At 44.1% G+C, this 20839-nt stretch carries 24 protein-coding genes and 2 tRNA genes; 15 read left to right on the top strand and 11 right to left on the bottom strand.

Features of this window, described 5'->3' with window-relative positions; all coding sequences use genetic code 11:
• Positions 1-78: 78 nt before the first annotated feature.
• Entirely contained in the window at positions 79-657 is a 579-nt protein-coding gene (locus FTU44_RS08860) for a hypothetical protein (protein WP_005173169.1), read from the bottom strand.
• Between the two features lie 265 nt (positions 658-922).
• On the opposite strand from FTU44_RS08860, the gene FTU44_RS08855 reads away from it, so the two are divergent.
• Together FTU44_RS08855 and FTU44_RS08850 are read left to right on the top strand one after the other, a co-directional pair.
• Complete coding sequence (locus tag FTU44_RS08855; protein WP_074383897.1) at positions 923-2005, top strand: DNA/RNA non-specific endonuclease; 1083 nt, start codon at positions 923-925, stop codon at positions 2003-2005.
• Positions 2006-2082: 77 nt separating this feature from the next.
• Complete coding sequence (locus FTU44_RS08850; RefSeq protein ID WP_005095167.1) at positions 2083-2328, top strand: hypothetical protein; 246 nt, start codon at positions 2083-2085, stop codon at positions 2326-2328.
• A gap of 101 nt (positions 2329-2429) precedes the next feature.
• Here FTU44_RS08850 and FTU44_RS08845 read toward each other — a convergent pair whose 3' ends face one another.
• Positions 2430-3443 carry an AraC family transcriptional regulator gene (locus tag FTU44_RS08845; protein ID WP_100354911.1) on the bottom strand — a complete coding sequence of 338 codons (1014 nt, stop codon included), beginning with the start codon at positions 3441-3443 and terminating at the stop codon, positions 2430-2432.
• Positions 3444-3553: 110 nt separating this feature from the next.
• On the opposite strand from FTU44_RS08845, the gene FTU44_RS08840 reads away from it, so the two are divergent.
• Positions 3554-4198, top strand: coding sequence for a hypothetical protein (locus FTU44_RS08840; protein ID WP_074383899.1), 645 nt, complete (start codon positions 3554-3556; stop codon positions 4196-4198).
• Positions 4199-4796: 598 nt separating this feature from the next.
• Here the strand turns inward: FTU44_RS08840 and hisF are convergent.
• Complete coding sequence (hisF, locus tag FTU44_RS08835) at positions 4797-5555, bottom strand: imidazole glycerol phosphate synthase subunit HisF (RefSeq protein ID WP_005095173.1); 759 nt, start codon at positions 5553-5555, stop codon at positions 4797-4799.
• A gap of 113 nt (positions 5556-5668) precedes the next feature.
• Between hisF and FTU44_RS08830 the strand changes: the two genes are divergently transcribed.
• Genes FTU44_RS08830 through FTU44_RS08820 form a run of 3 tightly spaced genes read left to right on the top strand, consistent with a single transcriptional unit; the run spans position 5669 to position 7695 of the window.
• Positions 5669-6616, top strand: a complete 948-nt coding sequence (locus FTU44_RS08830; RefSeq protein ID WP_100356954.1) for a homoserine kinase — start codon at positions 5669-5671, stop codon at positions 6614-6616.
• A gap of 36 nt (positions 6617-6652) precedes the next feature.
• The gene (locus FTU44_RS08825) at positions 6653-7279 is read left to right on the top strand and encodes a DUF1294 domain-containing protein (protein WP_100329475.1); all 627 of its coding nucleotides are present in this window, start codon (positions 6653-6655) and stop codon (positions 7277-7279) included.
• A gap of 20 nt (positions 7280-7299) precedes the next feature.
• A complete protein-coding gene (locus FTU44_RS08820; protein ID WP_005095179.1) occupies positions 7300-7695 on the top strand; it encodes a hypothetical protein in 396 nt (131 codons plus the stop codon).
• 357 nt (positions 7696-8052) lie between these two features.
• On the opposite strand, the gene FTU44_RS08815 is transcribed toward FTU44_RS08820, so the two are convergent.
• A complete protein-coding gene (locus tag FTU44_RS08815; protein WP_159138366.1) occupies positions 8053-8412 on the bottom strand; it encodes a helix-turn-helix domain-containing protein in 360 nt (119 codons plus the stop codon).
• 96 nt (positions 8413-8508) lie between these two features.
• Here FTU44_RS08815 and FTU44_RS08810 point away from each other — a divergent pair, with 96 nt between their 5' ends.
• Together FTU44_RS08810 and FTU44_RS08805 are read left to right on the top strand one after the other, a co-directional pair.
• Positions 8509-9840, top strand: a complete 1332-nt coding sequence (locus tag FTU44_RS08810) for an APC family permease (protein ID WP_180050200.1) — start codon at positions 8509-8511, stop codon at positions 9838-9840.
• A 40-nt stretch (positions 9841-9880) separates the two neighbouring features.
• A complete protein-coding gene (locus tag FTU44_RS08805; protein WP_180050197.1) occupies positions 9881-11287 on the top strand; it encodes an FAD-binding oxidoreductase in 1407 nt (468 codons plus the stop codon).
• Between the two features lie 77 nt (positions 11288-11364).
• On the opposite strand, the gene FTU44_RS08800 is transcribed toward FTU44_RS08805, so the two are convergent.
• From FTU44_RS08800 to hisB, 7 genes are all read right to left on the bottom strand, one after another.
• Positions 11365-12276 carry a DMT family transporter gene (locus FTU44_RS08800; protein ID WP_180050194.1) on the bottom strand — a complete coding sequence of 304 codons (912 nt, stop codon included), beginning with the start codon at positions 12274-12276 and terminating at the stop codon, positions 11365-11367.
• A gap of 64 nt (positions 12277-12340) precedes the next feature.
• Positions 12341-13075: a 1-(5-phosphoribosyl)-5-[(5-phosphoribosylamino)methylideneamino]imidazole-4-carboxamide isomerase gene (gene hisA, locus FTU44_RS08795; protein WP_074383906.1), complete on the bottom strand. Its 735-nt coding sequence runs from the start codon at positions 13073-13075 to the stop codon at positions 12341-12343.
• 199 nt (positions 13076-13274) lie between these two features.
• Positions 13275-13793, bottom strand: a complete 519-nt coding sequence (locus FTU44_RS08790) for a hypothetical protein (RefSeq protein ID WP_257226448.1) — start codon at positions 13791-13793, stop codon at positions 13275-13277.
• Positions 13753-14037 carry a hypothetical protein gene (locus FTU44_RS15205; protein WP_257226447.1) on the bottom strand — a complete coding sequence of 95 codons (285 nt, stop codon included), beginning with the start codon at positions 14035-14037 and terminating at the stop codon, positions 13753-13755. Before FTU44_RS15205 ends, FTU44_RS08790 begins: the two co-directional genes overlap by 41 nt.
• Before the next feature lie 406 nt (positions 14038-14443).
• Positions 14444-15106 carry a 3'-5' exonuclease gene (locus FTU44_RS08785; RefSeq protein ID WP_180050192.1) on the bottom strand — a complete coding sequence of 221 codons (663 nt, stop codon included), beginning with the start codon at positions 15104-15106 and terminating at the stop codon, positions 14444-14446.
• 359 nt (positions 15107-15465) lie between these two features.
• On the bottom strand, positions 15466-16083 hold the full coding sequence (gene hisH / locus FTU44_RS08780) for an imidazole glycerol phosphate synthase subunit HisH (RefSeq protein WP_180050189.1): 618 nt from the start codon (positions 16081-16083) through the stop codon (positions 15466-15468).
• A complete protein-coding gene (hisB, locus tag FTU44_RS08775; protein ID WP_005095198.1) occupies positions 16083-16676 on the bottom strand; it encodes an imidazoleglycerol-phosphate dehydratase HisB in 594 nt (197 codons plus the stop codon). Before hisB ends, hisH begins: the two co-directional genes overlap by 1 nt.
• A gap of 96 nt (positions 16677-16772) precedes the next feature.
• Here hisB and FTU44_RS08770 point away from each other — a divergent pair, with 96 nt between their 5' ends.
• The 7 genes from FTU44_RS08770 (at position 16773) to tehB (ending at position 20786) form a co-directional block, all read left to right on the top strand.
• Positions 16773-17150, top strand: a complete 378-nt coding sequence (locus FTU44_RS08770) for a GNAT family N-acetyltransferase (protein ID WP_005095200.1) — start codon at positions 16773-16775, stop codon at positions 17148-17150.
• A 201-nt stretch (positions 17151-17351) separates the two neighbouring features.
• Positions 17352-17427, top strand: a tRNA-Phe gene (locus FTU44_RS08765).
• A 136-nt stretch (positions 17428-17563) separates the two neighbouring features.
• A tRNA-Phe gene (locus tag FTU44_RS08760) sits at positions 17564-17639 on the top strand.
• A 232-nt stretch (positions 17640-17871) separates the two neighbouring features.
• Entirely contained in the window at positions 17872-18375 is a 504-nt protein-coding gene (locus FTU44_RS08755; RefSeq protein WP_180050186.1) for a hypothetical protein, read from the top strand.
• 198 nt (positions 18376-18573) lie between these two features.
• Positions 18574-19323, top strand: a complete 750-nt coding sequence (locus tag FTU44_RS08750; RefSeq protein ID WP_180050183.1) for a hypothetical protein — start codon at positions 18574-18576, stop codon at positions 19321-19323.
• A gap of 110 nt (positions 19324-19433) precedes the next feature.
• The gene (locus FTU44_RS08745; protein WP_005095207.1) at positions 19434-19706 is read left to right on the top strand and encodes a hypothetical protein; all 273 of its coding nucleotides are present in this window, start codon (positions 19434-19436) and stop codon (positions 19704-19706) included.
• A 213-nt stretch (positions 19707-19919) separates the two neighbouring features.
• On the top strand, positions 19920-20786 hold the full coding sequence (gene tehB / locus FTU44_RS08740; RefSeq protein WP_180050180.1) for an SAM-dependent methyltransferase TehB: 867 nt from the start codon (positions 19920-19922) through the stop codon (positions 20784-20786).
• Positions 20787-20839 lie beyond the last annotated feature (53 nt).

Genomic DNA, 20839 nt, shown 5'->3' with positions numbered 1-20839 from the left:
ATAAAATTAAAAAGCATAAAAAACCAGAGACACACTCTGGTTTTTTATGGGAGAAACAGTAAATAACTGAGCTTCGGATTATTGCTCAAGTTCTACGGCAGCCGGCACTTCAGGTGCAGCATTCAAAGGCTGCTCCATCAGCACTGGTTCTGCATCGGCTTGAGCTGCAATTTCAGTTTGTGCATTCATTGCATTGGCTTCAACTACAGCAGCTTGCTGTTGCTCTTCAAGCACAGGCTGTTGTTCTGGCGCAGCCATAGATGTGGTTGCTTCGACTTCGGTACTGTTGGCCGGTTCAGCCAGATTGGCCGGCATGTCTGATTGATTCATACCCGGTTCTGCCACAGGAGGTTGTGGCGAAACCATGTCTGAATTACCTGGTGCCTGCATCATCGCTGGATCATTTGGCATCGCTGGCTGCGTATTTGGCATTGGTTGCTGTGGCGCAGCTGTACGCGGATCGACAAGGCGGATTTGACCAGAGTTGACTAGAGTTTCTAGAGAGCCTTCCTGACCATTTACCGTGGTACTAATTTTAGCTTTAGACAAGCTTTCAAGTGTTTCACCCGGTTGAACCGGTGGCTCGGCAAATGCGCCTGCGCTGATTACACTTGTGAATAATCCTAAACCTAATATTTTAGAGAGTTTGGAATTCATGATTGACACCACTGCTAATAATTGTACGAATTGGGATAGGCGCTTAGCTTTACATACTCATCCGGCAGCTCCAATCAAAGCTACTCAAAGACTGCGAAACCTCATTTAAAATGAAATAAAAAATAGACAGTTTGTTACAGCTTTCGTGGCTTTTAAGCCATTATTGTTTATTTGTTAAGCGAATGGCAGGGTCAAGATATACTTCATATACACAGCTTGTTAAGCTCGGGAAAAATCGGTATTGATCTAAAAAGTACGTGTAATAATGGCCAAGAAGCAGCGTAAATCCAAGAACTCTCTTTTTCAGTTTTTAAGTAAAAATAGTACTAAAGTCATTCTGGGTGTGGTGGCTTCGAGTAGTTTTGCCATCGCCTTTGGTCAGGAAAAAATCAGTCAATGGGTGTCTCTGCCATCTTCATCCGATTCCGCCTGTCTGACACAGTTTTATCGTGATGTTCCGCCGTATCTGATGAAAGACAGCCTGAAAAAAGACAGTTATTCACTGTGCTTTAATGGCTTTAACGTCGGTTATTCCGGTGTTTCGAAAACCCCACTTTGGGTGGCTGAAGCACTCACACCGGCACGCTTAAGCCAGAAAATTCCGCGTCAAGATAATTTTCATGAAGAGACCCAGCTCAAACCTGCGCATCGGGCGACGTTGGCGGATTATCGTGGTTCCGGTTATGATCGCGGGCATATGGCGCCAAATGCGGATATGCCCAATAAGGCTGCACAGTCGGACAGTTTCTCACTGGCCAATATGGTGCCGCAAGCACCGAAAAACAATCAGCAGGTCTGGCGTGAACTGGAAGAAGCGACCCGTGCCATTGTAACCAAACAGAAGCAGGATGCTTATGTTGTTACCGGGCCGGTATTTGCGGCGAAAAAACTAAAAACCATTGGTAATGGCGTGATTGTACCGACGGCGGTGTATAAGGCAGTTTACCTGCCGAAAACCGGTGCGATTGGTGCTTATTATGCGCCGAATGATAATTCGCTCAAAGTGCGTATTGTTAGTGTCTGTTATCTGGAGGAACAGCTCGGAATTAACCTGTTCCCACAATTGACCGAAGAGCAGAAGCGCAATACCTATCGTTTGCCATTGACGGCCAAGGCGGTTAAAGCCAATCAGAAAATCGAATATTCTAACTGGGATGCAGAAAGCCAGTGTGCGGAAGACGTCTCTAAAGAAAACTTGCAGGCACTGCAACGTGAGTTTAAATCTTCAGGTTCAAATACCTCGACGTCCTCAGCGACTGGTGGTGCAATCGATAACGACACCCAAAATACGATTATAAAACAGCTGATAGATGCGCTATTGCAATATATTTTGCAGTTATTGAAATAAACTTGCTGAAAAAAGTGGGATTCGAGTAGCATCGATCTCACCCATTATTGAAAATAACAAAGACAGGTGGAGAGGATATGTTTAAAGCATTTGAAAATGGCAGTGAATCCCATGCCATTCATGATCTGACCTTGGAAAATGATCTGGATTGTGTCAGCCTGTATGGAAACTTGCAGATCACCAAGGATCAGGAAGGTCTTAAGGCTGCCAAGGTTTTGCAGGCTTTTGTAAATGATGTGGTGCAGCAACTGGAAAATACTGTAGATCTGCCAGAAAAGCTGCAGCGGGATGATCTGGACGAAATTGAAAATCCATTTTTATAAGATTTTTTCATTTGTTGGAGAATGTTCCATCTGGAACCAGACACAAAGCCCAATATTCCTATTGGGCTTTTTACTGTTTTTAGTCTCAGTATTGCAGCGTCTCAAGCTGTCTGAGCCAAAGATTCTAAGCGCCATTGTTGTGGCGTCAGCTGGGTCCATTGCTTAAATGCCCGCTGAAATGCACTCTGCTCGGAGTAACCAAGCAGCATGGAAATTTCCTGTAAGCTTAAATGCGGATCTTTCAGATATTGCATTGCCATCATAGAGCGGATTTCCTGCATGCATTGCTGATAGGTTTTACCCTGCTTTTGCAAATGTCGTTGTAACTGACGGACAGAGAATTTTATTTGCTGGGCAATATGTTCAATCTGGAACTGGTTTTTTTGCAGGCCCACCAGAATCGCCTGCTGTAACTGCTGGTCAACTTGGGTGGAATTGGGGAATTTTTCCAGTAAAGCTTCAGCTTGTTGTTTCAGAAGCTTTTGTAGGGTCTGATCACCCTGTTTTAAAGGCGTAGACAGCTCGCTGACCGGCATCAGGACTTGAGTCTTGGCTTGACCGAAACGAACCTTGCAGCGGAAATACTGTTCATACAATGCTATATTTTTGGGTGTTGGATGCTGAAAATGCACTTCATGCAGATGCAGATGATTATTATCCAGAATATTCGATTTAATAAATTCGATCATGAGTGCAATCGCGATTTCATCGGTCAGTTGCGTACTCATCTTAAAAGGAACCTCACCCCAGGCAATCGAAAGATGATCTCCTTGCCCCTGGATTTGTAGCGGGCTACCATCATAGATCAGGCGATGGTAGTCATGATAGCGCATGAAGGCTTCACCCAGCGTGTCACTGGAAAGTGCCAGATAACCGATAATCCCGAGATGTTTAGTCTCGACCAGTTGCGCAATTTCCAGGCCCAAAGCCGGGCGCTGCAGCTGTTGATCAAGTGTCGTCAGCAGATCACGCCACAGAGTAAAATCAAAGCGTTCCAGATTTTGAATGGCCAATAATTTCTCAGGGACTTCGAGCTGTTTCAGCTGATAATAGTCCAAAAGTAAATGTCCTAAACCACCGTATATCGAGCCTACGTAGTTTTTTAGAACCAGCATTTTTTAATTCTTTTATTTTGTCGTATTTTGTCAATCATATTGAATATTTTGGTCAATATCTAGTCTTTTACTTAGCCTATATTGAAAAATAGACCAAGAGGTAAAAGATCATGTGGAAAGGTTTTCTGGCAGGACTCGTCGTTGCCAATGGATTTGAATGGTTTGCGCATAAATATGTGTTACATGGAATTCACCGCCAAGGACAGAGCCGCTATAGTCCGGTTCCAGAAAGCATGTGTTCGCATTGGGAACATCACCGCATTGTGCGTAAAACGGAATTTTCCGATTTCGGTTATGTAGAAGGACTGAACAACTGGCGTACCCGCAATGAAATTGCTTCTCTTGCCGTGGTTGCTACAGTCTTTGGATTGACGTTTTATCCTTTTTCCAAAGGGATGACGCTGGCCGTATTATATAGTGCAGGCAATTATTATTATCGGCATCGTCGTGCCCATCTGGAGCCAGAATGGGCCAAAAAAAAGCTGCCTTGGCATTATGATCATCACATGAATAGTAATCAGGATGCCAACTGGTGTGTGACCAAACCCTGGTTCGACTATCTGCTGGGTACCCGGGTGATTTCCTCCGCAGATTTACAGGAGCAGAACCCTTTAGGTATGGTATTGCCTGCACCGATCTCGAAAAAACTGAACTATTGGGCAGACCGTTATTTTCCAGCCAAGTGGGCAGAAACTCCGGCTAAAATTGCTAAAAATCCTGCGACCAATCACTTAAATAGGCCATTAAATCGCTAAAACCCGGTTCTTGTCGTGATTTGTCAATAAAATGCAGATGTATTGTCAATATTATCCTTTTGATTTGGCCTATATTCACGGTTGTTGGTGAGTGAAGCCACATACTTATATGTTTTAGGTGTAATGAATTATTTTGAATACCAAGCGCTGTGGTCTAATCTTGGTTTTTACAGGGAGTCGCGAGACTCCTTTTTTTTTATTTAATTTTTACTTTTGAATATCGGTCAAAATAGAGCGATCTTGTTCATCCTCATACTGGGGTGAATATTGAAAGAAAATAACGTCCTTTATATTTAAGCTGCTCAGCACTGGAAAGCTTCGCGCTGTCCGGCGGCTATTGATCAATAACAATCCCTAAATATCATTTTGAACATACAAGTCCTTTTCTATTAACTCTTTTTTGTCGTGTTTGCTGTTCTGCTTTAATCCACAGAACGATGGATATACTTTTTCAAAGCAGTCATCATTAGAGCAAACCCGGATGTGCCACAGATGATGAGAGTATTTTCCAAATGATTTATTGCCTAGGCTTATCCTGTAGAAATAAAAAAGAGCATCGTTGTGATGCTCTTTTTTTAAATAGGAATTCGTTTTTGAATTAAAGGCGCATTTCAATGCCTTGCGCTGCCATATAGGCTTTGGCTTCAGGAATGGTATGTTGACCAAAATGGAAAATTGACGCTGCCAGTACCGCATCAGCACCGCCATGAATAATCCCGTCTGCCAGATGTTGTAAATTTCCTACACCGCCAGAGGCAATAGTCGGTACAGTGACGCGGTCATTGATAGCACGCATCAGGGCGATGTCATAACCGGCTTTGGTGCCGTCGGCATCCATTGAGGTAATCAGGAGTTCACCTGCGCCGTAATTGGCCATTTGTTCTGCCCATTCCAAGGCATCAATGCCGGTCGGTTTGCGGCCGCCGTGGGTGAAAATTTCCCATTTATCTTCGCCGGTTTTTTTGGCATCAATGGCGACCACGATACATTGTGCGCCAAAACGTTGTGATGCTTCCTGGACAAATTCCGGATTAAATACTGCTGCCGAGTTGATGCTGACTTTATCTGCACCAGCATTGAGTAGCAAACGGATATCTTCGACTTTACGCACACCGCCACCGACCGTCAGGGGGACGAAAACCGATTCAGCCATACGTTCTACAGTACGGTAAGTGGTGTCGCGTCCATGATGTGTAGCGGTAATATCAAGGAAAGTAATTTCATCGGCACCTTGTTCGTTATAACGACGTGCGACCTCAACTGGGTCACCTGCATCACGAATATCAAGGAATTGAACACCCTTGACCACACGACCATTATCAACGTCGAGGCAAGGAATAATACGTTTAGCTAGCATAAATTTTTCCAATTATTACAGCCGATTATGAAACTCACCCACGCAAGCGCTACACCTTGGCAGATGGAAACGGTATTCTAGCAAAATTATGTAAGTTTTTTCGCAGGTTTTCTATGTCGGTTTATACCACTTTGACTTTAAAGGAAGTTCAGGATTTTGCAGCGCCCTACGGTTTAAAGGCGGTTGATCTGATTCCGATTCAAGGCGGTATTCAAAATACCAACTATTTTTTGGTCTGCGAAGACGCACACTATGTGCTGACCGTGTTTGAGGATATGGATGAACAGGCGGCAGGGGAACTTGTGCCTGTATTACAACATTTGGGCAAAGCAGGCTTGGCCGTTCCGGTGCCTTTATCGCATTCAGGCAAGGCTATTCATAGTATTAAAGATAAACCGGCACAGATTGCACCGCGCCTGTTGGGTAAGCATCCCATGCCATCGACCGTGGCACAAGTTGAAGCAATTGCAGTGGCGCAGGCAAAAATGCATGTGGCATTGCAGGACTTCAAATTAGAACGTAATTTCGTGCGTGATCATGCGTATTGGCTGACCGTGTCCCAAGAAATCAAACCAAGTTTAAGTCCGGCCGATAAAGTATTGCTCGGCAAGCTTTTAGGCCTGTATGACGCTTTAACAGCAGTCTATCCAGATCGTCCACGTGGCTTTATTCATTCCGATCTGTTCCGGGACAATACCTTATTTGAGGGTGATCAACTCAACGGTATTCTGGATTTTTATGAACTAAACAAAGATGAATTTTTATTTGATATCGCGATTACTTTAAATGACTTTTGCACCAACTATCCGGATGTCACTTTAAACGAAGAAAAAGCCATTGTCTTTTTAAATGCCTATGAAAGCGTCCGCCCCTTAACAGCAGATGAAAAATCATGTTTAGAGTTGTACTTGGCCATGGCCGCAGGTCGCTTCTGGATGATGCGGTTACAGGTGGCACAGCGTAACGCGGCCTTGGGTCGTACTGGCGAAGATATTTTGCAAAAAAATCCAGTCGAGATGCGTAATATGTTGATTGAGCGATTAAAATTCGTTACAGCTTAAATATTTAAAATTTATAAAGACAAAAGGACAGGGGATATGCGCGATCAGGGGCGTTTAGTAGAGTGGTTTGATGACAAGGGTTATGGCTTTATTCAGCCCAATGATTCGGCCAAAGATCGCGTATTTCTGCATATCAAGGACTTTGCCAAGCAAGGTCCGCGTCCGATTGTCGGCTGTGCCTTAGATTACACGGTCATTTTAGATGAGCGCGGACGATACAAAGCACAGCAGGTCATGTATCTGAAAGCATCGCAAACCAAAACGTCTCAGGCTAAATTCAAACCCTCCAAGCAACAGCAGTCACAGAAATTACAACCGATGCAGATTGCCTGTGTGGTTTATATTCTGTTGCTGACCGCATTGACTTTGGGCGGTCTGCTCAGCGGACTGGTCTTGTTGCTGATCAGTTTGATGAATGCATTGAGTTACTGGTTGTATGCGCAGGACAAGGAAGCGGCGCAATCGGGTAAGCAACGTATTCCGGAAAATACCCTGCATCTGGTGGCTTTTTTAGGTGGTTGGCCAGCAGCCTGGTTAGCCCAGCAAAAACTGCGACATAAAACACAAAAACAACCGTTCCGACAGATATATTTTTGTACTATAGCCTTTAACATCATTTTGATTATATGGCTAATTTCCCCATTTAACAGTTTAAATATTTAGGGGAAAGATCAGGAGGGGACGTGAACTATTCCATTGATAAAGACCCAAATCGCACACTGACTTTTGCACTGTACATTCTATATATTGTGGCCATTTTTAGTGCTGGCCTTTTGGCTGTCGTGGCGTTGATCATTAACTATGTCAAACGTCGCGATGTGCGTGGTTCAATTTTTGAAAGCCACTTCACCTGGCAGATCCGCAGTTTCTGGTGGTATCTGGTCTGGAATATCATTGCCTTTATTCCATTTTTGTTTCTGTTCTTTACTGGCGAAGATCCGAACCTGTTTGCAGGCGTGGCATTTGGTGCATCCGCTTTCTGTTTGTTGGTGGTCTTTCTGGCCTGGATCTGGATTGTGTATCGGGCGATTCGTGGCATCATGCGCTTGAATGACAATCGACCGATGTATAAATCCTAAATTTTATTGTAGAAAAAGCAGCCAAAGTGCTGCTTTTTTTATGCCTCATGTAATAGAACGGATTCCGGCTGTCCGCATAGGCTGAAAAAAATTACCAACTCGCACCACTTTTATTCAAGCTTGCTCTATTTTAGTGAGCAATTCTTATCATCATTGAACATAATGACGAACATTGCTAAATATTTTTAATTTTATAAATTTACATTTTTAATATTTAGACTTTACTTTTTTGTTTCATAAATTTACTTTTTTAATAAATATAGTTTACGTTTTTAATAAAGAAAACTTACATTAATGTACATTTATTTTTTTAAATTTAACAGGTCGAATTATTTTATTGTCGGGCTCATTTTTAATTTAAGAATAAAAGCGACCACGACGGCGACGCATGCCTAAAACATGAATAGCACGCACCAGAACCGCATAAGAAACTGCATAACCAAAGCGCTGTTCAAATATTGGAACCAAATCACTAATATTTTGAAATTTTAAAGATCTTACAAACACTTGAAATTCATTCCAATCTTTAATATGGCCCGGTGCGCCGCGATTTTTTACAGGTTTATGGACCAAGTCGCCAGTTTCTTCTTCAAGGCGGATCCATGCATCCAGAGTCACCCGAGAGATGCCAAATTCTTTACAGACAGCCACCTTGTAATCGGTCTTTTTATACATCTGAATGGCTGCAATTCGAGTTTCTAAATTGTACTTTGGCATTTTCTATCCTCACTCAATTTATTTATATTTTTATTATATGGCATAGTCATTGCAATTGAACAAATAACGAAAATAAATAATGTTCAGGTGACATCAATGGAAAAAGCACAAGTTGCTTTCAAAAAAATGTCTTTGTGGCAGGTCGTGATCATTGGTGTGGCATATATGACCCCGATGGTTGTTTTTGATACCTTTGGGATTGTTTCCGGCATCACTGAGGGACGTGTTCCACTCGCGTATATCCTTGCCTTAGGTGCCATGCTGTTAACGGCATTCAGCTATGCGCGATTTAGTCGCCAGACAGAAAAACCGGGCTCGGCTTATACTTATACGGCGGAATCTTGCGGGCCGAAAGCCGGTTTCTTTGTTGGCTGGTGTGCCTTAATGGATTATATATTGCTGCCGCTCGTGAATGCTTTACTGGCCGGGATCTATTTGGAAGCCCTGATTCCAGGCGTGCCATATTGGGTGTGGGTCTGTATCTTTACCGGTTTGGTGACCCTGATTAACTGTTTCCGCATTAATATCTTGGCGAACTTAAGCCTGATTTTTGTGGTGGCTCCCTTGATTTTAATGCTGCTGTTTATCTATCTGGTGATCAAGGGTATTGGTACGGAGCAAGGTTATCATCACGTCCTGACCATGACGCCATTATTGAACGGCGATAGCAGTATATTGCCGTTAATTGCCGGGGCATCAATTTTATGTTTCTCGTTTCTGGGCTTTGATGCCGTGACGACGATGTCACACGAAACTAGAGACCCGAAAAAAAATATTCCACGTGCTGTAATGCTGACCACGTTGACAGGCGGGGTGATTTTCTTCTCGGCATCGTGGTTTATCCAGTTGTATTTCCCCAGCAATGTCCGCTTTAACAACCCCGATGAAGCATTGCCTGAAATTGTGATGTATGTCGGTGGGGCACTGTTTCAGGCGGTGTTCCTCTGCGCGCAAATCATGAATACCTTTGCTTCAGGTTTGGCGACTCATGCCAGTGCCTCGCGTTTAATCCATATCATGGGACGTGACGGAATTTTCCATAAACGCACATTCGGTCAAGTGCATAACAAGTTGGGTACACCACTTTATGCCGTGCTGTTCATTGGCTTAACTTCACTCCTCGCCATCAGCCTTGATCTTGCGACAGTGGTGAGTATGGTGAGTTTCGGTGCCCTGATTGCCTTTACTGCAGTGAATTTCTCGGTATTTGTAAAATTTTTTGTTCAGGACAAACAGCGTCAAGGCTTAAAAAATGTCTTCCTTAACTTGGTTTTGCCCCTGCTTTCGGTGGGCGTGATGTTGGGTTTATGGATCAACCTGGAAATGTCAGCTTTGATCTGTGGCTGTATTTGGCTCGCAGTAGGCGTGCTGCTCTATATGTATAAGCGTCTGCGTAAACAGAATATTGTGATTAGTAGTGCTTACTAAGATCGAATCAATTGTATTGAAGTAATAGTGAGAAGATGAAATGAATAAACCAAAATTTATTGAAGATGTCGAGTTTAAAGCCAGTATTAATACACAGAGTGGCAAAGAGTGGAACTGGATTAATCCCAAACATGGCAATTTTGAACATCCTGCCAATTACTATGAAAGCTCACTCGAAACTGGGCATGCGTTTCCAGGTTTAAATGCCGATCTTGAATGTGATGTGGTGGTGATTGGTGGTGGGCTACTTGGAGCATCGACAGCACTCCATCTGTCTGAACATGGCATAGATACCATTTTGGTAGAAAAAAATCGCATTGGTGGCGCTGCTTCAGGACGTAATGGTGGACAGCTCACACCGGGGCTAGCGCGTTGGGAAGCGTCAGAAATGATTGAGCATTTCAGCTATGCAGATGCAAAAAAACTCTGGCACTTTAGCTCTACTGAAGCGATGTCTTTAATCGATGACATTGCAGAAAAATACCAACTTGAGCTACAGCGTAAACGTGGACATATTACCGCAGCAGTGCATGAAGGGCACTTGGTTGGTTTAACTCAAGGGGCAGATGCACGTAAATTTTTAGGTGAAGACCACACCAAAATTGTCGGTGAGCATGAGCTGAAACAGCATATTGCTTCAGAGAATTATTGTGGTGGTCTAATTGACTCGCTGGGGGGACATATCCATCCACTCGCACTGAACCGTGGACTGGTTTATGGCTTCTGCCAAAACGGTGGACAGGTGTTTGAGCAAACTGAAGTGGTGTCAGTAGAAGAGCGTGAAGATGGGATTTATGTCACGACCATAAGTGGCGTAATAAAAGCGCGTAAGAGTGTGGTCATGGGCGTACATCATGCTTCGTTTAAACTGCTGCAAAAGAACAATCGAACCACAATTCCATTTTATACTTATGTATGTACCACAGCCCCTTTAGAAGTAAATTTAAAAGAGCTATTGCCAACCGATGCGCCTGTCTACGACACCCAGTTCCAGATTGATTATTACCGGGGTGTGTCTCAAAACCGAATTTTATTTGGTGGTGAAGGGACAGGTTCGTGTTGGAGTCCTGAAAAAACCCATCAGTATTTGTTAGGTCGAATTCAGCATGTATTCCCACAATTAAAACAGGTTGAGCTGGATTTTGTCTGGAGTGGAACCACGGATCTGACCATGAATGGTGCAGCCGACAGCCGTAAATTTGGCAATAAATTCCCGATTTATGCCGTGCAAGGCTGGAGTGGGCATGGTGTGGCGCAAACGGTGCGTATCGGTAAAGCGATTGCAGATGATTTCTGTGGCAAGGCAGATGATTTCAATATGCTGACCACTATTCAGCATCAGGATATGTTGTTTGGTCGCACACTTGCCCCTGTGGTGATTCCAATTGCCAAAACTGCCTATGGACTGGGAGTACTGGTGAATCCGGGCAAGATGGTGTCTTTCTAAAATTAAATACAAATATAAAAAATTCTCCTTTCTTAAAAGGGGAATTTAGGGGGATTAAAAATAGGAAATTAAGTGATTTATTCTTTTATTTTCCGCTTTAAAAACTTCGGTTTCCATTCACTGGCAATTACGCCCAGTACCACCATTAATCCGCCCAACAGTGCCAGTGCAGGTAAGCGTTCTCCTGCAAGTCGGCCAAAAAGTGCTGCCCATACCGGTTCACCGGCATAGATAATTGCTGCCTGTGATGCATCTACCCTACGTTGTGCCCAGTTCATGACCAGTTGAATCATCGCACTGGCAATGCCTAAACCGACTAAAATGCCTGCCAGATGCCAGTGAAATTCAGGTAGCTGAGATTCACCTAAAACAGGTGCAATCATAAAGCAGAACAAGGACGCAAAAATCAGTTGCAGCACTGTGACCCGGCGTACATTCACCTGCTCAGCAAAATAACTGATCAAAATAATCTCCAGGGCAATGGCAATGGAGCCAAGTAAAGTCAAAGTTTGTCCAAAACTGAGCTGAATTGCTGCAAAGCCATTACCAGTCAAAAACAGCAGCCCGATAAAGGCAAACAATGCCCCGATCCAGGTCATCACCTGAGGTTTTTGACTAAACAGCAGCCAGAGCAGGATTGGTACCAGTGGAACATACAAGGCGGTTAAAAAAGCAGACTCGCTGCTGCTAATCGTTTGCAATCCCACGGTTTGGGTGCCGTAACCGATGGCGATCATGAGCCCAATCACCGCGCCGGCAATAATCTCCTTGAGGGTCATACCTTTTAAAGATTTTAATGAGATCAGGGTCACGGCAATGGCGGCTGCAGCAAAACGCAGCCCAACAAACATAATCGGACTGCTAAAATTCAGCCCGTATTGTACAGTAATAAAACTGCCGCCCCAGATCAGGGTAATCAGAATTAAAGCAAGCTGCGGAAGTTTGGCTGCCAGAGCGGGAGAGCGAAAAGTGGAGATGAGGGTCGACATATCAGGAGATCGGAAAATAACAAATAAAAAAGAGGTCCGAAGACCTCTTGTGCAGCAGGCTTAATTATAGCGCCTGTTGTTCATCTAGCAATAACTGCGCTTCACGCAGGCTTAATGTACCTTCGTAAATGGCACGACCAGTAATAGCACCTAGAATGCCCGGCTGATCTTTCAGGTTACGGACGTCATCCATATTGGTTACGCCGCCTGAAGCAATCACAGGTAAACCTGAATATTGTGCCAGATTTACGGTTTGCTCAATATTCACACCCTGCATCATGCCATCACGGGCAATGTCAGTATAGACAATGCTGGATACGCCCGCATCGGCAAAACGCTTGGCCAGATCTGTCGCTTTGACATCCGTCACATTGGCCCAGCCATCGGTTGCCACCATGCCATTCATGGCATCAATGCCGACAATGATATGACCCGCGAATTTTTTGCATGCTTCTTCCACAAATTCAGGATCCTGAACTGCTTTGGTACCAATAATCACAAAAGATACGCCTGCTTGCAGATAATGCTCGATGGTTTCCATCGAACGGATACCGCCGCCAATCTGGATCGGTAAATCTGGCTGCGCTCTGGCAATGGCTTCAACCACTGGCTTATGGATAGGCGTACCTGCGAAAGCACCGTTTAAATCCACTAAATGCAAGCGGCGAGCGCCTTCATTTACCCAATGCTGTGCTGTTGCGACCGGATCGTCAGAAAATACGGTATCGTCTTCCATACGACCTTGTTTTAAACGGACACATTTGCCATCTTTCAGGTCAATTGCAGGGATGATCAGCATGCTTTCGCTCCTTGCTTAATCTTTAGAATGAATTTGAGTGAGTTCATCTTAGCAAATAAAGTCGAAATTTCTAACTCTTAAACAGTATCAATAAAGAAAACCTGTCCGAAGACAGGTCGCAGTCAGGTAATTTATTTTTATCCTTTTAATGATTCAGCGACTGCGCATACGATCTGCTGTATTTTCACTGTCACACTGATTAGACATAGCTATAAGTTTGAGACAGATGGTCTAGTGAATTGACTTGGCCCAGCTGCGCTCCCAACTCATAAAGTCCCTGATTGACTGTACTGACAGTTTCACCCACTAAACCGACCACCGCACCTGCAACTGGCAGGCTGGTCGCGACGTCCGTGACCGGAACCAGGTCATTGAGCAGGGCATCCAGTGTGCCCGATACATCCTGAATTACGCCGCCGACACTGGCGACCGGATTTTCTAGGGTATTGTTAATCAGCTCGAGTGGAGTGATTGCTGCCACATATTGTCCGGTTTCATCGACCAGACCACTTAGATTGTTGCCAGTCTGCCCAACCGCGGTCACCACATCACCCAGGATCGGTAAGTTAGCCAATGGAGCAGTCAATGGAGCCGTAGCGGCAAGCACACTGTCCAGAATGTCAGATACACCCCCTAGACCCTGACCCAGCAGATCAGTTGTACCATTCAAGGCAGTATTAACACCGCCTGCCTGCAATCCACTGGTCCGAGATGGCATGTACACCTGCGCTGACGCCACTGACCAGACCAGTGCTGACATTCAGGACGGTCGATAGCAGATCTCCGACAACGGGCAGTGCACCGAGCTGAGCGCTAAGAGGCGCAGTCAGATCCGATACGGTTGATACCACTTCATCTACCACGGTGATCACCGTTTTAGTCAGCACACCCAGTGCGGTCGTAATCCCTTGCAGTGCCAGACTCAGCACGCCACTGATTTTTTCACTCAATAAACTGAACATGTGTATTAACCCTCTAGAACATGCACATCCTGATCGGATGATGAATAAGATGGTTCATGTTTTAGCAAATTTTTTAATAAAAAACAGAGCGGAGAAACTGCAAATAGATCATGAAAAATAAAGAAATTATAAAAAGTTGAATATATTCAAATTGCTAAGTTTGAGAATGGTTATTGTTTTAAAATGTAAATAAAATCAGTAAATTAATTTGAATTTTATAGTGCTTTTTGAGATTTTATGCCTCAAGATTGGGCATGATTCTATCTGAAGTTAAGTTCCAAGTTAAAGAGACGCTGAAAGTTGCTAAATTCACTTGGAATGGGTATTTAAGTAGTCTTAATATTGCCAACTTTTGGGGCGGAATCTGATTTACACAAAGTTACATTGTTGCAGTGTGCTGAAGACATTAAAGCCTTGACGAAGGGCGTAGACGTAATTTCAGTGATGTATTCGGAATCTCTTTGGGGAGTAGATTTCGGCGCAGCAATTCTTCAAATACCAACACTGGCGCATAGGCATCTGCAGCTGCATAGTCAATCTGGGCTGCACTTAAGTTTTTGCTGGCCCAATTGGAAGTGCTAATCCGTTTCGATTTAGGAAAATTTAGTCCAAATAACAGGGCGATGGCATTTTTCAGTCCGACCGGATTTTTTAGCCCCAAATAACCAAAGCATTTCGACAGCTCAATCACGCTATTCAGTTCTATGCCTCGTTTACGAAACAGATGCGCATCATTTTTCAGGCCAAAACCAACCTTGATCTGATCACGATTGGCAAAAATTGGTGCAAGAAAAGCCCAGATGGCCGGGTTCATTTGAAATAAATAGGCTTTGTCTAGAGTGGCCAGCTGAATCAGATGTGGCCCGGTAGAGATTTCACCGACTTTAAAGGTCGGTTTGGATTCAGAATCAAAGCCAAATAGTGCACAGCTTTTCAGCTCCTGTTCAACAGCCAGACATTGTTCCAGACTATGAATAAGTTGAATCTGCTGCATGGGAAGATTTTGAAATACAGGAAAGGCCTGAATCTGTTCTTTGCTCGGCAGTATTGTCGGCTGGAGCGCTTCCATAATTATCAATAGTTCACTGGATCTGGGCACTCAGCTTAATTACTTTTCGACGTTTAAGCAAAAATAAAGCCTAGATTGACCAGCGGAATGAGGATCAGGAGCGACAAGGCCATCAGCATGTTCCAGCCAGATAAGACAGGCGGTCAAAACATCCATTTGGGCTTAAGGCTGATTCACGAGTGTGAGAGTATTGATACATTATTTTATTCCCATATGCTTTAATTATTGTTTAAATATAAGGGCTTGACTAAGCAGAATAATAATTCTAGTGACTAAGAAATAGTCATGATTCTGGCGGTAGATTAAGCTGAACGAATAAAAAAGCCCGCAATCTGCGAGCTTTTTAAGTGAAAGGAAAATCAGATTTTCCAGTCCACAAAGTTTTTCAGTAATTGCAAACCTGCGGTATGGCTCTTTTCCGGATGGAACTGGGTCGCGAACAGGTTTTCTTGATGAATCGCGGTACAGAACTCGATGCCATAGGTACAGCTGGCAGCCACCAGCTCTGAATCTTGTGGCTCGACATAGTAGCTATGTACAAAGTAGAACCGCGCATCCTGTTCAATATTGTTCCACATCGGATGGTCTGGATTGGCCTGATGTACCTGATTCCAGCCCATATGTGGCACTTTTAGACCGGCCATTTCCGGGAAATGCTTGACCGCACCTTTGAAAATACCCAGCGCATTTGTGCCACCATTCTCTTCAGAATGCTGCATCAAGGCCTGCATACCGACACAGATTGCCAGTACCGGTTTGTTAAATACTGCAGAGCGTACCACTTCATCGATGCCTGCTTCATGCATACCTTGCATACAGTCACGCATGGCGCCCACACCCGGAAAGACAATTTTGTCTGCTTGCGCAATCAGTTTGGGATCATTGGTCACATCAACCGTGGCGCCGACATGTTCGAGTGCTTTTGCCGCAGAGTGCAAATTTCCCATGCCATAATCAAGAAGGGCAATACGGGTCATTACAGCGTTCCTTTGGTTGAAGCGACCGTGTTCGCAGCACGCGGATCCACTTCACAGGCCATACGCAGCGCACGCGCAAAAGCTTTAAATACGCTTTCGATCTGGTGATGGCTGTTTTTGCCCTTCAGGTTGTCGATATGCACCGTCATCAATGAATGATTGACAAAGCCCTGGAAGAATTCAGAGAATAAATCCACATCAAAACGGCCGATCATGGCACGGGTAAATGGAATATCCATAAACAGGCCTGGACGACCAGACAGATCCACCACAACACGGCTTAAAGATTCATCGAGTGGTGCATAAAAGTGACCGTAGCGTTTCAGGCCTTTTTTATCGCCCAGCGCTTGTGCAAAAGCCTGACCCAAGGTAATACCACAGTCTTCTACGGTATGATGGTCATCAATTTCCAGATCGCCTTCACAATGAATATCAATATCAAACAAACCATGACGCTTGATTTGATCAATCATATGGTCTAAAAATGGAATACCCGTGTTTAAGGTGCCTTGACCAGTACCGTCGAGATTCAAACGAACTCGAATTTTGGTTTCGTTGGTATTTCTTACCACTTCACTGATACGATCTGTCATAGACACGTTCCTCAAATACGTCAAAATGATTGATGTAGAAAATATTTTCGCCGTGACGACGTCACCGCATATTAGATTGCTCAGGAGGGTTTATCAATGCCTATTACCGTACATGCTTATACTTCTTTAGAAAATGATGAAGTGCGCAGCCAGCTTGAGCGACTGTATGACACTAGCCCTGAATTTAGCGATGGGGCAGATGCCATGGAACAACTAGAGCAAAACCTTACACAGTATACCTCAGTTTATAGTGCAGAATTTAATACCAAGATTATCGGGGCAATCTGGTGCACCGGACAGGGAGAAAGCCGGATTCTGGAAAATATCGTGGTGCATCCGGCCAACCGCGGGCGTGGCGTTGCAGAAAGGCTGGTCAGTGAAGTCTGCCGCATGGAAGAAGAAAAAGGGGTCAAGAATTTTGTGCCGGGGTGTGGTGCCATCCATCGTTGTCTGGCCAATCTGGAAAAAATCTAAAAATAGATCAAGCAGTCGCAGCCTTCGGGCTGCTTTTTTGTAAATAAGACCGCAGATTTGTTTTATTGGTGAAGTCTTTGGTAAAAACTGTTTAATTTATGACTCAAATTGATGCGAGTTGATGGAAAAGTAAACATTTGATGAAAATTATTCTCTGCGCTCTTGACGATTTAAAGCTGAAACTGTTTAATACGCGACATCGGCGTGATAGCTCAGTAGGTAGAGCAACGGATTGAAAATCCGTGTGTCCCCAGTTCGATCCTGGGTCTCGCCACCATATTTTAAAACATTTTAAAGTTTTCAATCCCTGATCCCATCAGGGATTTTTTTTAGACCAAAATTCAGTCATTCAATTATTTTTTTTATAATTTTGATTGACTAATGCAGCCAGATACGGCTTAATACACCGCATCGGCGTGATAGCTCAGTAGGTAGAGCAACGGATTGAAAATCCGTGTGTCCCCAGTTCGATCCTGGGTCTCGCCACCATATTCAAAAAATCCTCAAACCATGTTTGGGGATTTTTTTTGTCTGTAATGTTTGCCTACAACAAAATCAGATCAGAATTAAATCTATATTTTCTGATCTTCCCTGCTGTATTTTTTCTATTTTTATTCTGTTTATTCATGATTGACCGTTTATCAAACTTAACAATAGGCGCTTGTATTACTTGTAAGCTTTCAATCTGAAGCTTTCCTATTGTCCAAATGAGGGCTAAATCATGAATCTCCTAAAGCCGAGCATACTGGGCCTGATCACGGTCTGTGCTGCCTTTACACTGCCGATATTCAGCCATGCTGTACCTGCCACTGTGTCTGATCCGGTGGTATTGCCGACACTCACTGTCATGGCCGAACCGGAACTGCGCGCCGTGACTGAAAAAATGATGCCTTATCAGGAACAGAACAGCCAACTTAAGGTCCTGCAAATGCGTCTGATGAAAATCGAACGTGATATTCAGGCCTATAGCGTAGATGGCGACATTGCTGCGAATATTGATGTAATGCGGTCGCCGGTCGCCCCTGATCTGGATAGTCTGCCTGTGGTATTTCGTGAATATGTACTGGCAATAGCACAGGGCTTACAGTCTTCAGACCCAAGAAATGGTGTGTATGTCTTGCTGCAACCCTTTGGTATTAACAGGGATGCCACCAACGTGCAAATCGTACGTGAACAATTTGACCCAAATCGACTCAGCCTGAGCTTGCCATTTGATTCCAGATAATCGTTGTTGACAGCCTGAAGGCTTGGGTCTGCAGGATCAGCCAGCAGAAGATTTCGGATTAAATTACTTTTCGGGCACGATGATTCTTGCCTGAGCAGGCCATATGAGCGGTCAAACCAAATCTCTTGAATTGGGTCTAAAAAATAAGCATAGTGTGTATTATCAATAAGATCTGACCGACAGAGCTGGAGCGTGTACATGCCGCGTGTTTTTATGATATTAGCCGCTGTTACGCTGGCAATTTTTATTGGACTGTTTTATCAAAATTCTATCCAGCAAAAACATCAGGCCGAGTTGCTCGAGTATGAAACCGTGCTGGAAGAAAAAACCCAGAGCATTGTAAGGCAAGCACAGGACTGGTCTAAACCGATTCAGCTTGAGCTTGAGGATGATCGTCTGGATGGGGACTATGCCATCATGGCCGAATTTATGCTGGGTCAACTACGGGACAGTGCCGAGGAGCGCAATCAGTATCTACGCGACCTGAAAGCGGCCAACTGGCAGAATTTTCTGGATATTGACCGTCTGGCCAAGGATCAGGCACAAGACTATAAAGAAACCGAAGCCATGCTCAAGCAAGTGCATCAAATTGTGAACAGCTATCAGCAGCAAATTCAGCAGCGTGATGCCGAGCTGATCAATAAGGCACAGCAACTGGATATTAAAAACCGTTATCGCCAGCAGCTGATCGCGAACCTGCAAGCCGATCAACAGCAAAGTAATGCCCATGCGATCTTTGTGATTGAGAAACAAAGTCTGGCCAAGGCAGATGCCTTATTTGCCGTATTGAAAAAGCATAAATGGCAAAAGAAAAATAAAACTTTTATGTTTTATGAAGATAAAGCCGTGAAAGAGTTTAATGCGCTGTATAAAGAAATATTAAACCTGAATAAACAGATGCAACAGATTGCGACAGCAAACCAGAAAGCGGTTGAAAACAAGTTATAACCCTGTAGGCGATCACAGGATTGCCACATGACTGTCATCTGCTGTTCAAACTTAGTGCTTAAATTGAATGTGTCGCACAGATCACGACATAACATTTAAGCAGGTGAGTCATGCAAACAATTCAGGTTTTTGCTGATATTCAGCAGGTGTACGGTGAGTTTGTCGCAAATAAAATATGTCCAAAACTACAAAGTCTGAATAATGAGGGCAGGAGCCGATTTTTCTTGAATCAATATTTCAAGCTGATAGAGGACTGGCACTATACTGAACAGATTGTGATCCAGTTTAATCAGCAGTATTTCAGTCTGGATCTGGAAGGCGCGCCGGATTTTATGGATCAGGAAAATTATATGCGCTGGCTACAATCAGAACTATTGCATTAATCCAGTCACCCTATTCATTCTCTGGCTAAACTCAAGCTGTCGATCGAGGCAGCTTTTTTATTTTCCAGATTTGGTCTGCATCTTGCTGCTGTATTGGCACAGCGTAAATAAGCGCTGATTCCAATTCCGGCCTGAACCAGCTATGCTGAAATGAATAAAACCGTCGCTATAAGCATGACAGGCGGCGCATGCATGAGATGGAGGGCGATATTGATGCAAGAACTGATTTGTTATAAGGAACTTCCGGTCTGGACAGAAAAGAGTATTCCTCAGGGCTTCAAGAATCAGCACAATACCAAAGCAGGGACTTGGGCCAAACTGACGTTACTTAAAGGTGAGTTGCATTTTGCCATGCTGGAAGCATCCGGTGCGGTGCAATCTGAACATGTGTTTACACCAGCGCAGCAACCGCCATTTATTGAACCTGAGGCTTGGCACAAGATTGTTTCTGCCAGCGAGGATGTCGAATGCCAGCTGCGTTTTTATTGCCGGCCTGAAGATTACTTCATCAAAAAATATCAGTTGAATCCTACCCATTCTGAAGTACTGGCTGCCATGCCCTATTTAAAGGGTGGCCGTGCGCTGGACGTCGGTTGCGGTACAGGACGTAATGCACTGTATTTAAGTCAGAATGGTTTTAATGTCGAAGCCTGGGATGTCAATGAAAACAGTTTGCAGACCTTAAGACAGATTGTGCAGACGGAGCACATTGATCACTTGCAGATCCAGCGCCGTGATCTCAACACAGATACCAGTATTACAGGCCAGTATGACTTCATTTACTGTACCGTGGTGATGATGTTCCTTGAGGCGAAAACCATTCCACCGCTCATTGCACAGATGCAGCAGGCGACCGTGCCGGGTGGTTATAATCTGATTGTCTGTGCGATGGATACGCCAGAGATTCCGGTACAGCCCGATTTTTCATTTAGCTTTAAGCCGGGCGAGTTACGGGCTTATTATGAGGACTGGAAGATTGTGAAATACAATGAAAATATTGGTGAGCTGCATCGGGTGGATGCGCAGGGCCAACGGATTAAACAGCATTTTGCGACCATGTTAGCGCAAAAGGTCGAATAAGTGCTTTAAGCTGCTGTTAAACTCTTGAATTAAAATGAGAGTGTTCAAAACAA

The organism is Acinetobacter sp. YH12105 (assembly GCF_013419095.1).
GTDB classification, from domain to species: domain Bacteria; phylum Pseudomonadota; class Gammaproteobacteria; order Pseudomonadales; family Moraxellaceae; genus Acinetobacter; species Acinetobacter pseudolwoffii.
This window is presented reverse-complemented; position numbering and strand designations above follow the sequence as displayed.